Origin of the sequence: Halorubrum persicum, from assembly GCF_002727125.1 — an archaeon.
GTDB classification, from domain to species: domain Archaea; phylum Halobacteriota; class Halobacteria; order Halobacteriales; family Haloferacaceae; genus Halorubrum; species Halorubrum persicum.
Genome location: NZ_NHOA01000109.1, coordinates 12,927 through 29,556, shown reverse-complemented (window position 1 = coordinate 29,556; position 16,630 = coordinate 12,927). Strand labels below are relative to the sequence as shown.

Here is a 16,630-nt window from a genome sequence, read left to right as displayed (position 1 = left end):
AGCGAGCGCTTTTAGAGGGCCGAGCACCGAGCCACGCTATGGACGAGGCGTCGCTTCGAGCCGACATGATCGAGGGGCTCGAACACCAGATCGGCGAGACGCTGGACGAGCCCGTGTTAGCGGCGCTCCAACGCGTCTCACGTGACCCGTTCGTCGACGACGCTTCGACGGCCGGGGGCGAGACCGGCCGGGGCGGCGGCAACGGGGACCGGTCGCTCGCGCCCGCGACGGTCGTGCGGCTGTTAGCCGCGCTCGACGCCGACGAGGGCGACGAGGTGCTCGTCGTGGGCGCGGGCGTCGGCTACTCCGTCGCGCTGCTCGCTGAAATCGCTGGCGCGAGGCACGTCCACGCCGTCGACATCGACCGCGGGGCGGTCGCGCTCGCCCGGTCGAACCTCTCGACGGCCGGATACGACGCCGTCCTCGTCGACCGGCGGGACGGGGCGAACGGGCTCCCCGAATACGCCCCGTACGACCGGATCCTCCTCGAGGCCGGAGTCGTCGAGCCGCCGCGCGCGCTCCGCGAGCAGCTCGCCGACGATGGCCGGATCGTCTACCCCCGCGGGACGGCGGTGCAAACGATCGCCGCGATCGAGCCGGACTCGGCGGGAGACGCGACCGACGACGCGATCGACGACGATACCGCCCCGACGGGGTTCCGGACGGTCGAAACGGCCGGTCCGGCCCGCCTCCAGCCGATGCTCGTCGACGGCGAGCAGCGCGGCGTCGAGCGGAACCGCACCCGCCGCGAGGACGCCGAGCGCGCCGAGCAGGGTCACTTCGCGCGGCACGGCTGGGAGCAGGACTGGATCGACTGGGACGACCGCCTCTGATCATTCCGCGACCACCAGCACCTCCGTGTTCCCGCGCTCGTCGACGTAGTCGCCTTCCGCGGGTGGTTTCACTTCGACGGTGAGGGTGCCGTCCGGCTGATTCGGCCCCAGTTCCGGGTCGACATCGACCGTCGCCATCCCGTCCTCGTTCGTCGTTCCGGTGGCGACGCCGTCTATCTGTGCCGATCCGCTTCGGACGATTACCGTCGCGTCCGCGACGCGGGAGCCGTCCGGATCGAGGACGGCGACGTCGAGCGACTGGTCGCCCGGCGTCGTCACCTCCGGCTGCGGCTGCGCGTCGAGCTCCGTCGCCGACAGCCCTTCGATATCGCCGATCATCCCCATCATCACGCTGAGGCTCGCGACGCCGACGACGAGCGCGATGACCAGCCTGACCGGCAACCCCTCGATCGCCCGTCGGTCTGCGCGGAACGATCGGTTGTTCGCGGTGCGTCCGTCCCGTTTCGAGTGCGGCATACCGCCGGTGGCCGCGGTATCACTGATAAATAGTTGGACGGGGTCGACCGAGCGGGTCGGGGGAACCGTCTCTCGCCCGCGACCGTCACTCCGGCGGGCTGTTACCGACCGCGTTCTCCCCGGGCCTTTTGTGCGATACCGGGCGCACCGCGGCTATGCACGTGCTCGGACGCGAAGCCGGTTCGGACGGTGGAGCCGGCCCCGACGAGAGTTCTCCCGCCGGAGCGGACGGCGAAACCGCCGGCGGCCGTCTCCCGACCATTCGGCTCGGATCGTTCCTCGCGCGCGACGGGAGCGCGGGAGCCGGTGTCGGCGTGGACGCGGATACGCCACACGCCGGCGTCGTCTTCGGCAAGCGGGGCACCGGCAAGTCGTACACGCTCGGCGTCCTCGCGGAGGGGCTCGCGGCCTCGCGCGGCGTCGCGCCGATCGTGGTTGATCCGATGGGCGTCTTCGGTGGGCTCCGGGCCGCAGGCGGACGGGTCGTCGAACCGCGGATCCGACCGACGGCGATCCCGCCGGAGGCGTGGCCGGACCTGCTCGGGCTCGACCCGGCGAGCGGCCCGGGAAGCCTGGCGTGGCGAGTCGTCGCCGATGCCTTCGACGCCGCCACCGACGCCGGAGACGACCGGGAGGAGGCGGACCCCCCCCCTCTCGCTTGCGACGCTCCGCGACCGTGTCGACGACGCGGACGCGCCCGCGGCGGACCGGCGCGCGGCGACGAACCACCTCCGACTCGCGGAGTCGTGGGGCGTGTTCGACGCGACCGCGCCGCCGGTCACCCGTCTCGCCGGCGGGGACCCGACCGTGATCGACCTCGCCGGCGTCCCCGAGGCGGCCGCGGCCGCGGTCGTCCGGGCGGTCGCTCGGGGACTCTACGACGCCCGGATCGACGGCGACCTCGACCGCCTCCCGTGGCTCCTGATCGACGAGGCGCACGCCTTCTTCGGCGGCGTCGCCGACCCAGCACTCCGGACGCTGTTGACCCGCGGTCGCGCGCCCGGCGTCTCGCTGGTCTGTGCGACGCAGCGTCCCGGCGCGGTGCCGAGCGTCGCAGTCTCCCAGTCGGACCTGATCGTCGCCCATCGTCTCACCGCCGAACGCGACCTCGATCGGCTCGCCGAGGCCGAGGCGACCTACCTCGCCGGCGACCTCGCCTCGCGGCTTCCGACCGACACCGGCGAAGCGCTCGTCGTCGACGACGCGACGGAAACGGCACACACCGTTCGCGTCCGTGAGCGCCGGACCCCGCACGGCGGCGGGAGCCCCCGCGCGAGCCGGACCGCCGCGGTCGCGGGGGAGCCCCCCGGAGACGGATCTCCGGAATGCGCTGCGGATTCGGGGGGTCCGAGATAACCGCCGGAGGCGCGCCGACGCGGAACGGACGCCGTCAGGAGTCCGCCTGATCGGACCTCGGGGAACGACAGGTACAGGCGCCTCCGTGCCCTACTGGGTCTCGTGACCGACGACGAGGACGGAAGCGCCCCAGACGGGTCCACGGCAGACGCTTCGCCCGCGGACGCCCAGCCCCATGCCCCCGGCACCGCCGACGCCGCAGCTACCGCCGACGCGGCGGATTCTCCCGACTCGGCGGACGCGCCGATCGACTTCGGGACCCTCTCGCTCCCCCAGCGCGCGTTCGTTGCGGCCGTCCAAAACCCGACCCGCGGGGTCATGATCGCCGGCCTGCTCGCGTTCGCGTTCTCGTTTTACGTCGCCTTCTGGCTGGTCTTTCCGCAGGTCGCGGCGTTCATGTCGGCGATCGGCGCCGTCTTGGTCGCGCTCGTCGCGCTCGTCTACCTCGTCTCGGACCGACTCTCTCGGTAGCCCCCCTCTCTCGTCAAGTCGTTCCTCACTCTCGGCTCTCGGGCTCCCGCCACGCGCTCACGGGTGCGGCTCGTAGAACTCCCTGAGCGGCACCCCGAACGCCGGCGCGAGGGTCGCGACCGCGTCGCCGACCAGCACGTCGCGCTCGGCGAACTCCCGCTCCACCTGCGCGCCGAGCGCCACGTCGCCGGCCGCGTCGCTCTCGAGGTACTCGCGGACCGTCGTGAACTCCCGCTCTCGTTCGACGACGTAGCGATCGCCGTCGATGAACGGGCCGTACGTCTCCGGATCCACGTCGTCGGCGTACGACTCGTAGAAGCTCGCGGCGTGTTTCCGCACCGCGACCGGCGGTCCCTCGTGGCGCGCCACCGCCGGCCGCTCTGCGACCTCCAGTTCGGCGTACAGCGCCGCGCGCTTGGCGCCGCCCCCCTCGCGATCGGGGCCCTCCGCGTCGGTCATCGCACGCGCGCGGAGCACGTCGAACCCGCGCTTGTTCAGCCCCCGGACGATCCCGTCGAGCGACCGCCGGAGCTGCGGCCACAGCTGGTCGTCGACCACGTCGGGAGCGTCGAACACGACGGCGGCCGGCGTCGTGTTCCGTCGATCGAGATGGCTCCGGACGTCACCGGCGTCGAGCGGGGCGGGGTCAGCCGGCTCGAACGGGTCCTCGCTCGGCGCCGCGAGCAGCTCGCGGGCGTAGTGTTGGAACCGCGCGAGGTTCGCCGCCGAGAGGACGGCCGCGACGTTCCGCGTCGGATCGGTCGGATCGACCACGACGAGCGGGTCGTCGAAGGTCCGCTCGGCGTGCCCCTCGGGGTCGAACTCCACCGGCGGGTGCCAGCTCCGGGCGGACTCCACGAGGGGGACGAACCCCCCGAGTTCCAGGACGAGCAGCTCGGTCAGGTACCCCGAGAACCCCTCGGTGCGGAGGTCGCTCCCGTACGCTCCGATCCCTTTCAGGAACGCCTTCGCGAGCACGACATCGTCCGCGAGATCGTCGTCCAGCCGCGCGGAGAGGTACGCGTCGTGGAACGGGGTGCGGTCGACGGCGGAGACGAGGTCCCCGGCGGTCTCGACGTCGTGACAGGGGACCAAGTCCACGTCGAACCCCTCGTGGGTCCCCTTCACGTAGGGGTGTTCGGCGTACTCCTCGTGGCCGTCCGGGAGGACGGCGTGGCCGACGGCGAGCCCGTACTCCTCCAGCTGTTCGCGGTCGAGGTCGGCGTCGAACCGCACGAAGAGGTCGATGTCGCGGTCGCCGGAGACCCACGTGCCGCGGGCGGTCGACCCCACCTGCACCACGTCGGCGTCGACCGGGAGGTCCGCGATCGCTGCTCGCGTCCGCTCGGCGAGTTCGGCGGCGACCGTCCGCAGGTGGTCGCGCTCAGCGGGCTCGGGCACCACTCGGTCGCGCACCCGCGACAGCACCGCCTCGAGATCGTCCATGAAACTCGCTTCTCGCGGTCCGGCCGAAAACGTGTCGGTCACCGGGCGAGTGGCGTGCTCTGCGAGTCGATCGGGAGACGGCGGCTGGGAGCGATCTGGGTGCGCCAACCGATCGCACTCGGGTCGGGCGGAAACGAAAGCCCTATCAAAACGAATCGAGTACGCTGAATCGAGCCGAAGTAGCTCAGTTGGTAGAGCGCCTCGCTGTTAACGAGGCGGTCCCAGGTTCGAGTCCTGGCTTCGGCGCCTCTTTCCGTTCCTACTCCGCATACCGTTTGGTGACGACTCCGGCTTTCTATCGACAAGTTCACTCCCGGTCCCGTCCGGCGATCACACCGATTCGGTACGCTAAAGGGCTCGTCCCGTTTAGCCCGCACCACGGGCCTTTAGCTTAGTCTGGCTCAAAGCCCTCCGCTCATAACGGAGTGATCGCCGGTTCAAATCCGGCAAGGCCCATCTTTTTACTCCAACAGCTCGACGAGCCCGTTCACGTCTTCGATGACGGCGTCGGCGCCGACCTCGGTGTACTTCCGGCGTCCCTCGTCGCCGGTCAGGCCGCCGGTGAGGACGCCGATCCCGTAGTAGACGCGGCTCGGGTCCTCGTCGTCGGCGTTGCGCGCGGTCCGCACGTCGTCGAGGGTGTCGCCGGCGAAGGCGACGCGGTCGGCGTCGAACCGTTCCGCGAGCTCCACGAGCGCCCGCGGGTGCGGCTTCCCCTCTTCCCAGTCGTCCATCGTGAACCGGTGGTCGTCGGGCACGTCGAGGCCGACGCGTTCTAAGGCGATCTCCGCCTCGGCTGCGGGCCGTCCCGTCAGCACGCCCACGTCGAACCGGTCGGTGAGGGCGGCGATCGTCTCCGCGTCGATCAGCGTCGGCTCGTCGTGGATATACCCCGGCGCCGACAGCGGCGGCTCGCCGCCTTCCAGTTCGCGGTACAGATCTTCGCCCAGATACAGCGCCTGAAAGGTCTCGCGGAGGAGGTCGGTGTCCCACTGGTCGCGGACCCGCGCCTGTGCGACCCGGGGGAGGTCGCCGACGACCGCCTTCGCGGCGCCGAGCCCGCCGCCCCCCTCGGCCACCCGGTCGGTGAACGTCTCGACGTCCATCCCGAGCCCCTCGCGGCGGGCCAACACGTAGAGGGCGGCCGCGTTCGTCAGCTCCCAGTCGTTGTTGAACCCGCCGGCATCCTTGAACGCCTGGACGCCGTCGCGATCGATCGTCTTCTCACACACCCGCTCGACGGTCTCGATGATCGCCCGCCGGTAGGAGTCCGCCACGTCGACCAACACCCCGTCGATGTCGAGGACGACTGCGTCGACCTGCATACCCGTAGGCTGGCAGGAGCGGGAAAGAACGTTCCGGGTTCTCGTCGAATCGGGCGCCCCTCGGACTCCCGCCTCACACGGGGTCGGCCGATCGCCCCTCGCGGTCGCCGTCGCGTGCGACGTACAGCACGATCCCCTCGATCGTGCGCCGTCGGACCGGCACGACCGGCTCCTCGAACCCGAGGGTGGTGAACACGCAGACGGCGTCGAGACGGTCGGCGAGCGCGACGGTCGGCCGTTGGATCTCGGCCGGCAGGTTACACGCGTACACCGCGTCGACCGCCGCGCGGCCGTCCGCATCGGTCGCGACACGATCGGCCGCCTCACCCGTGATGCGGCCGCTCTCGTCAACCAGCGGCTCGGCGTCGCGTTCCGGCTCCCCGTCCGCGAGCGCGAGCACGTTCCCCCGGCGGATCCGAAGCGACCCCGCGACCGATCCGCTGTCGGTTTCTCTCGCGGCCGACCGGGTTCGATCCCCCGGTTCGATGTCGACGGCAACGACGCGACAGCCCCGCTCTGCGAGCGCTCTCGCGACTTCGGGTCGGTCGCCGACGCCGACCTCGACGAGGGTGTCGTGTTCGGCGAGTTCGTCGACCAGCGCCCGGCGAGAGAGTGAGACCACGGCGCGGGCTTTATGATTGCGGCGGTCATAAGCGATTCCATGCTCGTGGACATCGTCCCAGTCGGGGAGGTCACGCCCCGCGTGAAACGCGAGGCCTCCGCCGCGCTCCGCTCCGTGTACGACTGCGACGTGACGGTCCACGACGACCAGCCGATTCCCGGGGCGGCTTACGACGAGGGCCGCGATCAGTACCGCGCCGAGGACCTGATCGAGACCGTCGGTCGCGTCGGCGGCGGCGAGAAGAACATCGGAATCACTCCGCGCGACCTCTACTACCGCCGTCGGAACTACGTGTTCGGACTCGCGTATCTCAACGGAAACGGCTCCGTGATCTCCACTCACCGGCTCCGAACGTCCTCCGACGGGGGCGTCTCCACCAAGCCCGCAGTCGACGTGTTTGCCGACCGCGTCCGCAAGGAAGTCGTCCACGAAATCGGTCACACCCTCGGTTTGGAGCACTGCGACAACAGCAAGTGCGTCATGTCCTTTTCCCCGACCGTCCGCGAGGTCGACGTGAAAGAGGAGAACCTCTGCGGCTCCTGTTCGCGGCTCGTTCGATAAGGGCGCCGTCGCTCGGGAGCGACTCGGTTCCCGCCGGTAGACGTAAACCGCATCCTGTCCAACTACCGCGTATGGCCGCAAAGCCGGAGTACCGCGACCGGCCGGACGTCGAGGTCGCGCTGTTGGACGCGCTTGTCGACCGCGGCGACGAGGGGATGACGGTGCTGGAGCTTCGCGCGGCCGTCGACGCTGACATCGACGCCGTCGAGGAGGCGCTGTCGACGCTGAAAGCGGACTCGCTCATCACCGTCGAGAGCGAGCAGCGGGTGCGTGTCTACGCGCACGACCGCGTCATCCCCGATCCCGACGATCAGATCGAGGATAGCTCGGACACCCTCATCGACGCCGTCCGCGACCGGCTCGGACTGTAGCGACACGGCGCGTGCGCGAGCGGGGACGCGGCCTCGCTCGGGCCTGCCGAAGCCAGCGACCTTTTGCCGCTCCCCCGACTCTCTACCGGTATGACTCTCGTCTCCGACACCCACGGTGCCCACGGCGCGGTGTACCGCGACCGCGGCGGCCGGCAAGTGGTCGATCACTACGGGAAACCAGAGCGCGTCGGCAAGGCGGTCCGCAACGTCGTCGGCGCGATCGAGATGGGGTACGGCGTCCTCGCCGTCACGGGCGACGACCGCGTCGAGTTCGTCGACAACGCCGTCTCCAACCGGGTCCCGGGCGAGGACGGGCAGGGCGTGTACGCGCTCCTGCTCGATCCGCAGGGGGGGATCGAGACGGACATGTACGTGTACAACGCCGACGAGCGCCTGCTCGTCTTCCTCCCGCCGGAGCGGACCGAGGCGGTCGCCGAAGATTGGGCCGACAAGGTGTTCATCCAGGACGTGGCGATCGACGACATCTCCGACGAGCTCGCCGTCTTCGGGGTTCACGGGCCCAAGTCGACGGAGAAGATCGCCTCGGTGCTCGGCGGGCCGGGCGCCCCCGAGAAGCCGCTCTCGTTCGTCCGCGGATCGATGGTCGACGCGGGCGTCACCGTCATCGCGAGCGACGCCCCCCTGGGCGAGGAGGGGTACGAGGTCGTCTGCGCCGCCGCGGACGCCGAAGAGGTGCTCGACACCCTGATCAACCGCGGGCTCAACGCGGCGCCGTTCGGGTACCGGACGTGGGACGCGCTCTCGCTCGAAGCCGGCACGCCGCTCTTCGAGTACGAACTGGACGGGACGGTCCCGAACGTCCTCGGGCTCCGCAACGCGCTGGACTTCGAGAAGGGGTGTTACGTCGGACAGGAGGTCGTCTCCCGCGTCGAGAACCAGGGGCGCCCGAGCCGCCGACTCGTCGGGCTCGCCCTCGACGGCCTCGCCGACGCGACCGCCGAGATCGACGGCGACACCGACCCGGAGGAGTACGACGCGCTCCTGCCCTCCCCCGGCGCCGCCGTCTTCGCGGGCGACGAGGCGGTCGGCGAGGTGACCCGCGCGGCGGTCGGCCCCGCCGCCGGCGATCCGATCGCGCTGGCGCTCGTCCGGTTCGACGCCGATCTCGCCGCCCCCACCGTGCGCGTCGACGGCGCGGAGGTGTCGGCGACGCGGACCGACCTCCCGTTCGCGTCCGTCGACGGGAGCGCCCGCTCCGCGCGGCTGCCGACGTACCCGGACGACGAGTAGCCGACGCCGGCTCGGTGCCCTCCGGGTTTCGAAGTCATCCGCCGCCGAGCCGCCGGTAACGCCGGACGATAGCCGGATGATAGCCGGACCACCGCGGTTCGCCGATCGGATCGCCGTCAGATCACGAACTGCACCGCGGTGTAGACGCTAAACCCGAGCGTCAGCGAGCCGACGAGCGACGCGATCCACGCGAACACGGTGTACCCCATCTTCGACCGACTCACGCCGGCGTCGCCCGCGGCGTAGCCGGCGCCGACGATGGCGGAGACGATGATCTCGTTGAACGAGACGGGGATCCCGAACGCGACGGCGGTCTGCGCGATCGCGAACGACGGGATGAGCGCCGAGATCGACCGCCGCGGTCCCATCGAGGCGTAATCCTGCGAGATCGCTTTGATCATCCGCGGCGCGCCGGTCCACGACCCGACCAGCAGCCCCGCGCCGCCGCCGACGAGCAGGGCCCACAACGGGACCCCGACCTCGCTGAAGATCGGCACGAGCGGCCCGATGGCGAGGCCGACCTGCGACCCCCCGGCCGAGAACGCGACGAGGCCGCCCATCGCGAGGAGGAACCGGCGCTGGGCGCCCTCGCGGTCCCGACCGAGATCGGCGTACACCGCGGCCGCGACGACCGCCGCGACCGCGGCCGTGACGAGCGCGTCCCCGAACGCGCCGACGCCGATTTCGGTGCCGATCGCCGCCGATAACGACGCCTGCTCGCCCGGCGGACCGAGCAGCGCGAACCCGACGTTCGCGACAAGCGCGCCGACGAGTCCGGCGAGCGCGGCGGTGAGCGGCCGCTCGGGGAGCGCGTCGCCGATGAGCCCCCGCGCGACGACGTAGGCGACGCCGCCGCCGGCGAACGGAGTGAGCACCCACAGCGTGAGGATCTCGGTGTACTTCGGCCACGCCGGATCCCCGCCCATCGCGAGGCCGACGCCGACGACCGCGCCGGTGACGGTGAAGGCGGTCGCGATCGGGTAGCCGGCGAACACGCCGATCGCGACGAGCGCGGCCGCGGTGAGCAGCGCGACGATGGCCGCGCCGGCGGTGAGGGTGACGCCGCCGATCAGTTCGGTTCCCACCGCCTCCGTCACGTTCGCGCCCTGGAGGATCGCGCCCAGCAGCCCCAACACCCCGACGACAAGCCCCGCGCGCATCACGGAGATGGCGTTGGCGCCGACGGCCGGAGCGAACGGCGTCGATCCGGAGGAGCCGGCGCCGATCGACCACGCCATGAAGAGGCTGGCGGCGGCGGCGACGCCGAGGGTGGCGACGGTTGCGACGACCATGTTACTGCTGCCCGTCTTCGAACCCTTCGCGGAGCCCCGTCAGGGTGCGCCGGACCAGCAGAAAGGCGAAGAAGAAGAAGCCGAGTAGGACAACGAGAATTACGACGAACAACGGTTCGACCGGGAGCATACAGTCGGATCCGTCGGCACGGTGTTATGCGTTTCGGCACCCCGGTCGCCCGCCGATTCCGATCGGCTCTCTCGCCGGGCGAGTGCGCTCACCGTCAGTCGGTGACTAAAACGCGCCTTTGTGTCTCAGTCACCTATATGATCTCACCGACACAAGATATCGATGCGACCCCCGCTTCGGCCCTCTCCCCACATTCGGTCACCCACTGGCGAGCCGCGACGACCGATAACGCTTGCCTGTTCGGGTCACTCCATGCTCCCTCCCCCCCTGCGTCCCGGCGTGACCGACCGGGCGGGGTGTCGTGTCCGTCCGCCGATGCCCTTCAGTCCCCCTGCCACCCCGTTTGGCGGGCGTTTTCATCCGGCCAGCGACCGATCCCGGCCGCTGTCGCCCACCCACGCCCGACTCAGGGATCGATCCGGAACTCCTCGAAGACCTCACCGCCCGGCGTGACGAGGCTCCCGGTTAGCGCGCTTGCCCCCTCGGAGGCCGGTTCGAGCTCCGCGTGCGCCGGACGGTTCCCGCGCGGCTGTGCGTGGCTCCCGGGATTCAGTATCGGGAGCGCGCCCGAGTCGTCGAACCGGGGCCGGTGGCTGTGGCCGCAGATCACGGCGTCGGCGTCGCGCTCCCGGGCGAGCATCACGAGCCCGGTGTCGCCGCTGCGGTGCCGGTGCGTGACGGTGAACCGGACGCCCTCGTACTCCACGGTCAGCACCTCGGGGAGCCGGTCGCGGATCGCGGCGTCGTCGTTGTTTCCGTACACGCCCCGGAGCGTTCGGGCGGCCGACTCGAACGCGTCGAGCACCGGCTCGCGGTAGAAGTCGCCGACGTGAATGACGAGGTCGGCCTCGCGGACCGCCTCCGCGGTCCGCCCCTGAAGCTTCGACTCCTCGCGTGAATGGGTGTCCGAGACGACGACGAGCATACGCTCCGTCGGCGCGCGTCCGGCTTAAAAAACACGTCCGGCGGCGCCGCCCGCGATCCGAACGAGCCGCCGAGCGGGAGACGACCTATTCCTCCAGCGACAGCGAGGCGAGCAGCGACTCCAACTGCACCTGTTCGTTCGCCCCCTCGGCGATCCGGTAGTCGGCCTCGCCGATCCGCTCCATCAGCGCGACCGCCTCGCGCTCGGTCAGGTCGAACTCCCAGACGGAGCGGTGGAGCTGGTCGATCACGTCGCCGCCGGCCATCCCCGTCTCCGTGAGGAGCGTGTCGAGGGTCGCCCGCGCCCGCGAGAAGTCCCCCTCCAACGCGTTCGTCACCATCGACTCGATCTCCTCGGGCCGCGCGGTCGCCGTGATCGCGTACACCGCCTCCTCGTCGACGACGTCGCCGGTCGTCGCCGCCGCCTGCAGCGAGTTGATCGCGCGGCGCATATCGCCGTCGGCCGCGTACACCAGCGCGTCGACCCCCGCGTCCGTCACCTCGATCCCCTCCGCCGCCGCGATCTCGCGGGTCTGCGCGGCGACGGCCTCGTCGGAGAGCGGCGAGAAGCGGAAGACGGCACAGCGCGACTGGATCGGGTCGATGATCTTCGACGAGTAGTTACACGAGAGGATAAAGCGCGTGTTGTCGGAGAACTGCTCCATCGTCCGGCGAAGCGCTGACTGAGCGTCATCGGTGTTGTGCGTCAATACCCCGTTTGCGAGCATGAAGTTGGGAGTGTCCTCCATGCTAATGTTGTACGCCTTGCCGCGATGGCTGTATTCGATGCTGTCGATCGCGACCGTCTGGACGCCCTGTAGTCCGCCGTCCGTGACGACCGCCGGTTCGAACTCCTCTTTCTCGTAGTGCTCGTGGTGAGGCATGGCGCCGTCGCCGACCACGACGTAGGTGTACTCGTCGCCGTACGTCTCGAGGAACTCCTCGACTTTCTCCGTCTGCCCCCAAAGCTCGGCGACTCCTTTGACCTCGATTACCGTGTCTCCGAGCAGGAAATCGGGGTGGTATACGTAGTCAGACAGCTCGAATGCCGGTTCGTACTCGTACTCGATGCCTTCTTCCTGCAGCGCCTTCGCGACATCGTACTCCCAGTCGGATCGAACCAGATGTCCGAGTTCGTCGCTGTGCCTGATGTTGCCGCCGGTCGGCTCGTGACCTTTCAGCGCTTCGGACACCTTCTGTGCGACTTCCGGATCACGCATCGGGTTATTGTCGCCGCTGATGTCACAAACCGGATAGTCACAGTTTTCGACGCTCTTTTCGATTACCGCTTGTCTCTCGTCGTCGTCCAAGCTTTCCCACCACTCGACCGTGGCCGCGCCGATGTCTGCTTTCACCTCGTCGGGATCTGCGTCGACAACCCACTCTTCCCACGACGTTCCCGACCGCATCTCGCTGATCGTCTCGCGGACTCGTTCCACTGTCTCCTCGTCCATTTCCCACACGTTGACGCCATGGAAATCCCCGCCGTAATTCGGATTGTTACTCCCCGCAAAGCGACCGTCAGAGAGCTTTTCGACGATCTTCTCTCGCCGCTCGTCGGACCACTCGGTCCCGTGCATCGGGTTCCCGTCTCCGCGCATTTTCCGGCTGTGGCCCTCATTTTTGCACTCGACGGAACAGAACCGCCCCGCCGTCCACGACTCACAGATCTCGCACTGGGACACCCCGATCTCGTCTTTGAAGTCCGCGATTTCGTCCCCCGATGATAGTTCTCTGAGCTCCTTCTCTACGAGTCTCCCATCTTCGCCGACCACGAAGAACGGGTGAGTCGGACTCGCAATCGTGGTTCGGCCGTCCTCCAGTTCCACTTGGAGGAAATCCGCGGTACCGGAGTCGACGAGTTTCCCTTTGTCGGACTGTATCTCGTTGGTCTCGAAATCGACAGACGGGATCGGTTCGCCCTCGGTACTCACCTCCTCGATCGGTTTTATTTCGGGCTTCGACGGATATCCCGTCACAACTTCGGTTCCCGGCGGTACGCACAACGAGTCTGCCTCATCGAGGAACACGATCCGGAAGTCGCCGCCGAACGACGACCGCGCGAACCCCTTGATCCGGTCGCGCACCACGTCGATCCCCCGCTGATCGGAGGCGTTCAGCTCGAGGAAATTGCCGCGCCAGTTGTCCTCGCCGTACACCTGTCGGGCGATGGCGGTGGCTGCGGTCGTCTTTCCGACTCCGGCAGGACCGCTGAAAAGAAGGTGCGGGATGTCGTCCTGTTCGATGTAGCTCTGGAGCCGTTCGACGATCTCCTCTTGGCCGTGGATGTCGTCGAGCGACTGCGGCCGGTACTTTTCGATCCAGATCTCCCGGCCGGTCGCGGTCGCAGCCGTCTGCTCGTCGGCCTCGCTCATGCCGGATCGGAGGGTCGGCGGGGTGATAAACGCCCCGAGAACGGGTCGCGACGGAGCGCGGCGCCAGCCGGTTCGCGCCGCGGCGCTCGGCCGTCAGCCGCTCCGCGAGAGCCGCTGGAGCTCGTAGGCGAACACCCAGATCCCCATCAGCACCCCGACGGGGACGACCACCTCGGCGATCTCCCGCGAGATCGGCAGGTTCGCCACGTCGACGAGCAGATGCGTCGTCGTCGCGGCGAGCTGCGCGAACAGTTCGTACTCCGCGCGGATCGTGTTCGTCAGCATGGAGCCGACCACGAGCATCACCATCGCGGCGACGCCGTGGATCGTCCCCCGGATATGTGGCATAACCGTCACATCTGCGACGACCCTGATAGGTGTTTCTCCCGCACCCATCCGCTCACAGCCGCCGCCGGACCGTTTCACAGAACGCGCTCGCCGCGTCGACCTCGGCCTCCGCGTCGCGCAGCCGCGCGGCCGTGTCGCCGTCGACGTCCGGTGCGAGTACGACCGCCGCGGCGCCGGTGGAGAGCGTTTCGGTGCGCCAGTCGACGTACCGCTCGCCGGCCCACGCCGGGAGGTCGGCGCGCAACACGGCGTTCCGCCAGGCGAACTCCCGAGTCCCTTTCAGCCCGAGGAGGGCCAACCGGTCGTCGAGGGGGTCGAGCAGCCGGTCGATGCCGGCAATCCCGACCGCGGCGTACGTCTCGACCAGCGCGTCCTGTGCGGTCTGGACGAGCCGCGCGAGGATCGCGTTTATCCGGTCGTGGTCGGCGCGCTTGGCGTCGCGGTCGGGGTCGATGCCGATGTCGCCGAGCGTGTACGTGAGGTCGTAGGTGATGTGCGCGTTGATGCCGAGCAGGGCGTCCTGCGCGACGAGCGTTTCGCCGCGAGCGCCGGCGGCGAAGGCGATCAGCCACGGACGCGGGAGCGACTCGAAGTCCCGCTGCTCGAACGCGACCAGCGCCCGGCGGTAGCGCTCCGCGAAGGCGACGAGATACGACGCGGCCCACTCCGCGTCGATGAACGCGCCGTCGTCGATCGCCGTTCTGACGGTCGCCGTCATCCGACTGTACACCGTGAGAAACACCGCGCGCCGGTCGCCGCGCTCACGGAGGTACGACTCGGCTCGGGCCAGCCGCTCGTCCACGTCCGCGACGGACGCGAAGGGCGTCGCGACGAGATCGAGCAGCGCCGCGTCCGGCTCGTCGTCCGCCAGCTCCGCGGCGATCGCGTCGACGTCGATGTCGACATCGGCCGTCCGCCGGATCCCGGTCAGCAGCGCTCTCGCCTCCTCGGCGGTCGGGACGGCGGTGCGGATCGGGGTCATCGTGAGCGACGGCGGACGCCGTCGACATCGGCCGGTACTCAGCCGAACCAAAAGAACGTTGCTGCCGGACCGAGGCCGGCGTCGACTACGCGAACTCGTCGACGAGCTCGGGAACCACGTCGAACAGGTCGCCGACGATGCCGTAGTCGGCGATGTCGAAGATGGGCGCGTTCGGGTCCGTGTTGATCGCGACGATCGTGTCCGACCCCTTCATCCCGGCGACGTGCTGGACCGCGCCGGAGATCCCGACCGCGATGTACACGTCCGGGGTGACGACCTTCCCGCTCTGCCCGACCTGCCGGTTCTTCGGGAGCCACCCGTTGTCGACGATCGGCCGCGATGCGGAGAGCGTCGCGCCGAGCGCGTCGGCGAGCTCCTCGACGAGCTCCAAGTTCTCCTCCTCCTCGATGCCGCGCCCGACCGAGACGAGCACGTCCGCGTCGGCGATGTCGACGTCGCCGCCGCCGACCTCCTCGAAGCCCGTGACGCGCGCGCCGGAGTCAGGGTGGTCGACGTCGACGGACTCCACCGACGCGTCGCCGACGCCCTCCGCGGGCGCCCACTCGCCGCCGCGGACGGTGAGGAGGAAGCGGTCGCCGTCGACGTCGACGGTCGTCTCCACCTTCGAGCCGTACATCTCGCGGGTGACGGTCAGCCCGTCGTCGTACTCGAAGCCGATCGCGTCGGTCACCAGCTGGAGGTCGTACGCCTCGGCGACGGCGGGCGCGTAGTCCAGCCCGTTGACCGAGTTGGGGACCACGACCGTCTCCGCGTCGGTCTTCTCGAGGAGCGCACCGACCGCCGACTGGTAGACGTTGTGGTCGAACTCCTCGCCGTTCGCGACCGCGTGGACCGCGTCCACGCCCTCGCGGTTCAGGTCCTCGGCGAACCGGTCGACATCGCCGCCGACCGCCGCGACGTGGAGGTCGCCGCCCTGCGCGTCGGCGAGTTCGCGGCCGGCCTCGATTGCCTCGTAGGAGACGTCGCGAAGCTCCCCGCGACGGTGTTCCGAGACGACGAGCACGTCGGACATCACGCGCTCACCCCCTTCTCGCGGAGGACCTCAGCAAGGCACGACGCGCTCTCGCCGGCGTCGCCCTCGATGATCTCGGCGTCCGACTCGCTCTCCGGCTCGTACATCGAGGTGATCGTCAGCGAGCTCTCGACGTCGTCGGCCGACAGCCCGAGGTCGGCCAGATCCGTCGCGTCGATCTCCTTGCGCTGGGCCTGCCGGATGCCGCGGAGGCTCGCGTAGCGCGGCTCGTTGAGTCCCGTCTGAACCGTCAGCACGGCGGGGAGGTCAACCTCGGTCAGCTCCTCGACGCCGCCCTCCAGCTCGCGGTGAACGTGCGCGACGCTCGCGTCGGCGTCGACCTCGAGGTCGTTGACGACGGCGGCGTGCTCGAAGCCGATCCGCTCGGCGAGCGCGACGCCCGTCGCGCCGAACCCGGTGTCAGCGGCCTGTACGCCGCCGAGTACGAGGTCGGGCTCTTCCGCTTCGACGACCGCCTCGAACGTCGCGACCTTCGCGGGCACGTCGGCGAAGCCCGCCTCGAAGGCGTCGTCCCAGACCCGCACGGCGCGGTCGGCACCCTTCGCGAGCGCCATCCGGATCGTCTCCTCCGCGCGCTCCGGCCCGATGGTGACGGCGACGACCTCGTCGGCAATTCCCGCTTCGGCCAGCTGCACCGCCGCCTCGACCGCGTAGTCGTCCCACTCGTTGAGGTCGTACTCAAGGTCGGACGCTGCGATGTCGGTGCCCTCGATCGCGAAGTCGTCGTCCGGCTCCGCGACTTCCTTGACTGTCACCAGAACTTTCATGATCAACATTCCGTCGTTCGACCTGTAAGAGCTTTCGGAACGCCG

The 16,630-nt window shown here is 69.6% G+C and carries 16 protein-coding genes, 2 tRNA genes and 4 pseudogenes; 8 read left to right on the top strand and 14 right to left on the bottom strand.

Features of this window, described 5'->3' with window-relative positions; translation table 11 throughout:
• The first annotated feature begins 38 nt into the window (after positions 1 to 38).
• On the top strand, positions 39 to 833 hold the full coding sequence (locus tag DJ69_RS12385) for a protein-L-isoaspartate O-methyltransferase family protein (protein ID WP_099255884.1): 795 nt from the start codon (positions 39 to 41) through the stop codon (positions 831 to 833).
• Here DJ69_RS12385 and DJ69_RS12380 read toward each other — a convergent pair whose 3' ends face one another.
• The gene (locus tag DJ69_RS12380; protein WP_099255883.1) at positions 834 to 1,310 is read right to left on the bottom strand and encodes a DUF7382 domain-containing protein; all 477 of its coding nucleotides are present in this window, start codon (positions 1,308 to 1,310) and stop codon (positions 834 to 836) included.
• Positions 1,311 to 1,465: 155 nt separating this feature from the next.
• Between DJ69_RS12380 and DJ69_RS12375 the strand changes: the two are divergent.
• A pseudogene (locus tag DJ69_RS12375) lies at positions 1,466 to 2,666 on the top strand (ATP-binding protein).
• A 102-nt stretch (positions 2,667 to 2,768) separates the two neighbouring features.
• The gene (locus tag DJ69_RS12370) at positions 2,769 to 3,137 is read left to right on the top strand and encodes a hypothetical protein (protein ID WP_099255882.1); all 369 of its coding nucleotides are present in this window, start codon (positions 2,769 to 2,771) and stop codon (positions 3,135 to 3,137) included.
• A gap of 57 nt (positions 3,138 to 3,194) precedes the next feature.
• Here DJ69_RS12370 and cca read toward each other — a convergent pair whose 3' ends face one another.
• Positions 3,195 to 4,583 (bottom strand): CCA tRNA nucleotidyltransferase, encoded by a 1,389-nt coding sequence (cca, locus tag DJ69_RS12365; RefSeq protein WP_099255881.1) that lies wholly within the window; start codon positions 4,581 to 4,583, stop codon positions 3,195 to 3,197.
• A gap of 173 nt (positions 4,584 to 4,756) precedes the next feature.
• On the opposite strand from cca, the gene DJ69_RS12360 reads away from it, so the two are divergent.
• Both DJ69_RS12360 and DJ69_RS12355 read left to right on the top strand, forming a co-directional pair.
• Positions 4,757 to 4,829: transfer RNA gene (locus DJ69_RS12360), tRNA-Asn, on the top strand.
• Positions 4,830 to 4,963: 134 nt separating this feature from the next.
• A tRNA-Ile gene (locus DJ69_RS12355) sits at positions 4,964 to 5,039 on the top strand.
• Between the two features lie 5 nt (positions 5,040 to 5,044).
• Here DJ69_RS12355 and DJ69_RS12350 read toward each other — a convergent pair.
• Both DJ69_RS12350 and DJ69_RS12345 read right to left on the bottom strand, forming a co-directional pair.
• Positions 5,045 to 5,908 carry a TIGR01548 family HAD-type hydrolase gene (locus tag DJ69_RS12350; RefSeq protein ID WP_099255880.1) on the bottom strand — a complete coding sequence of 288 codons (864 nt, stop codon included), beginning with the start codon at positions 5,906 to 5,908 and terminating at the stop codon, positions 5,045 to 5,047.
• A gap of 73 nt (positions 5,909 to 5,981) precedes the next feature.
• On the bottom strand, positions 5,982 to 6,530 hold the full coding sequence (locus DJ69_RS12345; protein ID WP_099255879.1) for a UPF0146 family protein: 549 nt from the start codon (positions 6,528 to 6,530) through the stop codon (positions 5,982 to 5,984).
• Positions 6,531 to 6,569: 39 nt separating this feature from the next.
• On the opposite strand from DJ69_RS12345, the gene DJ69_RS12340 reads away from it, so the two are divergent.
• From DJ69_RS12340 to ygfZ, 3 genes are all read left to right on the top strand, one after another.
• Positions 6,570 to 7,091 carry an archaemetzincin family Zn-dependent metalloprotease gene (locus DJ69_RS12340; RefSeq protein WP_099255878.1) on the top strand — a complete coding sequence of 174 codons (522 nt, stop codon included), beginning with the start codon at positions 6,570 to 6,572 and terminating at the stop codon, positions 7,089 to 7,091.
• 71 nt (positions 7,092 to 7,162) lie between these two features.
• Positions 7,163 to 7,462 (top strand): DUF6432 family protein, encoded by a 300-nt coding sequence (locus DJ69_RS12335; RefSeq protein WP_099255877.1) that lies wholly within the window; start codon positions 7,163 to 7,165, stop codon positions 7,460 to 7,462.
• Positions 7,463 to 7,552: 90 nt separating this feature from the next.
• The gene (gene ygfZ, locus DJ69_RS12330; RefSeq protein ID WP_099255876.1) at positions 7,553 to 8,713 is read left to right on the top strand and encodes a CAF17-like 4Fe-4S cluster assembly/insertion protein YgfZ; all 1,161 of its coding nucleotides are present in this window, start codon (positions 7,553 to 7,555) and stop codon (positions 8,711 to 8,713) included.
• 116 nt (positions 8,714 to 8,829) lie between these two features.
• Here ygfZ and DJ69_RS12325 read toward each other — a convergent pair whose 3' ends face one another.
• The 10 genes and pseudogenes from DJ69_RS12325 to DJ69_RS12295 all read right to left on the bottom strand — a co-directional run bounded on the left by DJ69_RS12325 (position 8,830) and on the right by DJ69_RS12295 (position 16,585).
• A complete protein-coding gene (locus tag DJ69_RS12325; protein WP_099255875.1) occupies positions 8,830 to 10,005 on the bottom strand; it encodes an inorganic phosphate transporter in 1,176 nt (391 codons plus the stop codon).
• Position 10,006: 1 nt separating this feature from the next.
• Positions 10,007 to 10,135 carry a DUF7859 family protein gene (locus DJ69_RS19040; RefSeq protein WP_275539527.1) on the bottom strand — a complete coding sequence of 43 codons (129 nt, stop codon included), beginning with the start codon at positions 10,133 to 10,135 and terminating at the stop codon, positions 10,007 to 10,009.
• Positions 10,136 to 10,541: 406 nt separating this feature from the next.
• Positions 10,542 to 11,060 (bottom strand): metallophosphoesterase, encoded by a 519-nt coding sequence (locus DJ69_RS12320; protein WP_099255874.1) that lies wholly within the window; start codon positions 11,058 to 11,060, stop codon positions 10,542 to 10,544.
• An 85-nt stretch (positions 11,061 to 11,145) separates the two neighbouring features.
• Positions 11,146 to 11,757 (bottom strand): annotated as a pseudogene (locus tag DJ69_RS18885) (replication factor C small subunit); the annotation flags it as partial.
• A gap of 3 nt (positions 11,758 to 11,760) precedes the next feature.
• Positions 11,761 to 12,993 (bottom strand): annotated as a pseudogene (locus tag DJ69_RS18880) (replication factor C small subunit); the annotation flags it as partial.
• A gap of 69 nt (positions 12,994 to 13,062) precedes the next feature.
• Positions 13,063 to 13,434, bottom strand: a pseudogene (locus tag DJ69_RS18875) (AAA family ATPase); the annotation flags it as partial.
• A gap of 93 nt (positions 13,435 to 13,527) precedes the next feature.
• Entirely contained in the window at positions 13,528 to 13,782 is a 255-nt protein-coding gene (locus DJ69_RS12310) for a hypothetical protein (RefSeq protein ID WP_180271811.1), read from the bottom strand.
• A 52-nt stretch (positions 13,783 to 13,834) separates the two neighbouring features.
• The gene (locus DJ69_RS12305; protein ID WP_099255872.1) at positions 13,835 to 14,764 is read right to left on the bottom strand and encodes a DUF5995 family protein; all 930 of its coding nucleotides are present in this window, start codon (positions 14,762 to 14,764) and stop codon (positions 13,835 to 13,837) included.
• Between the two features lie 85 nt (positions 14,765 to 14,849).
• Entirely contained in the window at positions 14,850 to 15,797 is a 948-nt protein-coding gene (locus DJ69_RS12300) for an electron transfer flavoprotein subunit alpha/FixB family protein (RefSeq protein WP_099255871.1), read from the bottom strand.
• Positions 15,797 to 16,585, bottom strand: coding sequence for an electron transfer flavoprotein subunit beta/FixA family protein (locus DJ69_RS12295; RefSeq protein WP_099255899.1), 789 nt, complete (start codon positions 16,583 to 16,585; stop codon positions 15,797 to 15,799). Before DJ69_RS12295 ends, DJ69_RS12300 begins: the two co-directional genes overlap by 1 nt.
• Between the last annotated feature and the right edge of the window lie 45 nt (positions 16,586 to 16,630).

Coding starts and splice junctions, on each gene's coding strand:
- DJ69_RS12385 (WP_099255884.1), top strand. CDS start 39: ATGGACGAGGCGTCGCTTCGAGCCGACATGATCGAGGGGCTCGAACAC.
- DJ69_RS12380 (WP_099255883.1), bottom strand. CDS start 1,310: ATGCCGCACTCGAAACGGGACGGACGCACCGCGAACAACCGATCGTTC.
- cca (WP_099255881.1), bottom strand. CDS start 4,583: ATGGACGATCTCGAGGCGGTGCTGTCGCGGGTGCGCGACCGAGTGGTG.
- DJ69_RS12350 (WP_099255880.1), bottom strand. CDS start 5,908: ATGCAGGTCGACGCAGTCGTCCTCGACATCGACGGGGTGTTGGTCGAC.
- DJ69_RS12340 (WP_099255878.1), top strand. CDS start 6,570: ATGCTCGTGGACATCGTCCCAGTCGGGGAGGTCACGCCCCGCGTGAAA.
- DJ69_RS12335 (WP_099255877.1), top strand. CDS start 7,163: ATGGCCGCAAAGCCGGAGTACCGCGACCGGCCGGACGTCGAGGTCGCG.
- ygfZ (WP_099255876.1), top strand. CDS start 7,553: ATGACTCTCGTCTCCGACACCCACGGTGCCCACGGCGCGGTGTACCGC.
- DJ69_RS12325 (WP_099255875.1), bottom strand. CDS start 10,005: ATGGTCGTCGCAACCGTCGCCACCCTCGGCGTCGCCGCCGCCGCCAGC.
- DJ69_RS19040 (WP_275539527.1), bottom strand. CDS start 10,135: ATGCTCCCGGTCGAACCGTTGTTCGTCGTAATTCTCGTTGTCCTACTC.
- DJ69_RS12320 (WP_099255874.1), bottom strand. CDS start 11,060: ATGCTCGTCGTCGTCTCGGACACCCATTCACGCGAGGAGTCGAAGCTT.
- DJ69_RS12310 (WP_180271811.1), bottom strand. CDS start 13,782: ATGCCACATATCCGGGGGACGATCCACGGCGTCGCCGCGATGGTGATG.
- DJ69_RS12305 (WP_099255872.1), bottom strand. CDS start 14,764: ATGACCCCGATCCGCACCGCCGTCCCGACCGCCGAGGAGGCGAGAGCG.
- DJ69_RS12300 (WP_099255871.1), bottom strand. CDS start 15,797: ATGTCCGACGTGCTCGTCGTCTCGGAACACCGTCGCGGGGAGCTTCGC.
- DJ69_RS12295 (WP_099255899.1), bottom strand. CDS start 16,585: ATGAAAGTTCTGGTGACAGTCAAGGAAGTCGCGGAGCCGGACGACGAC.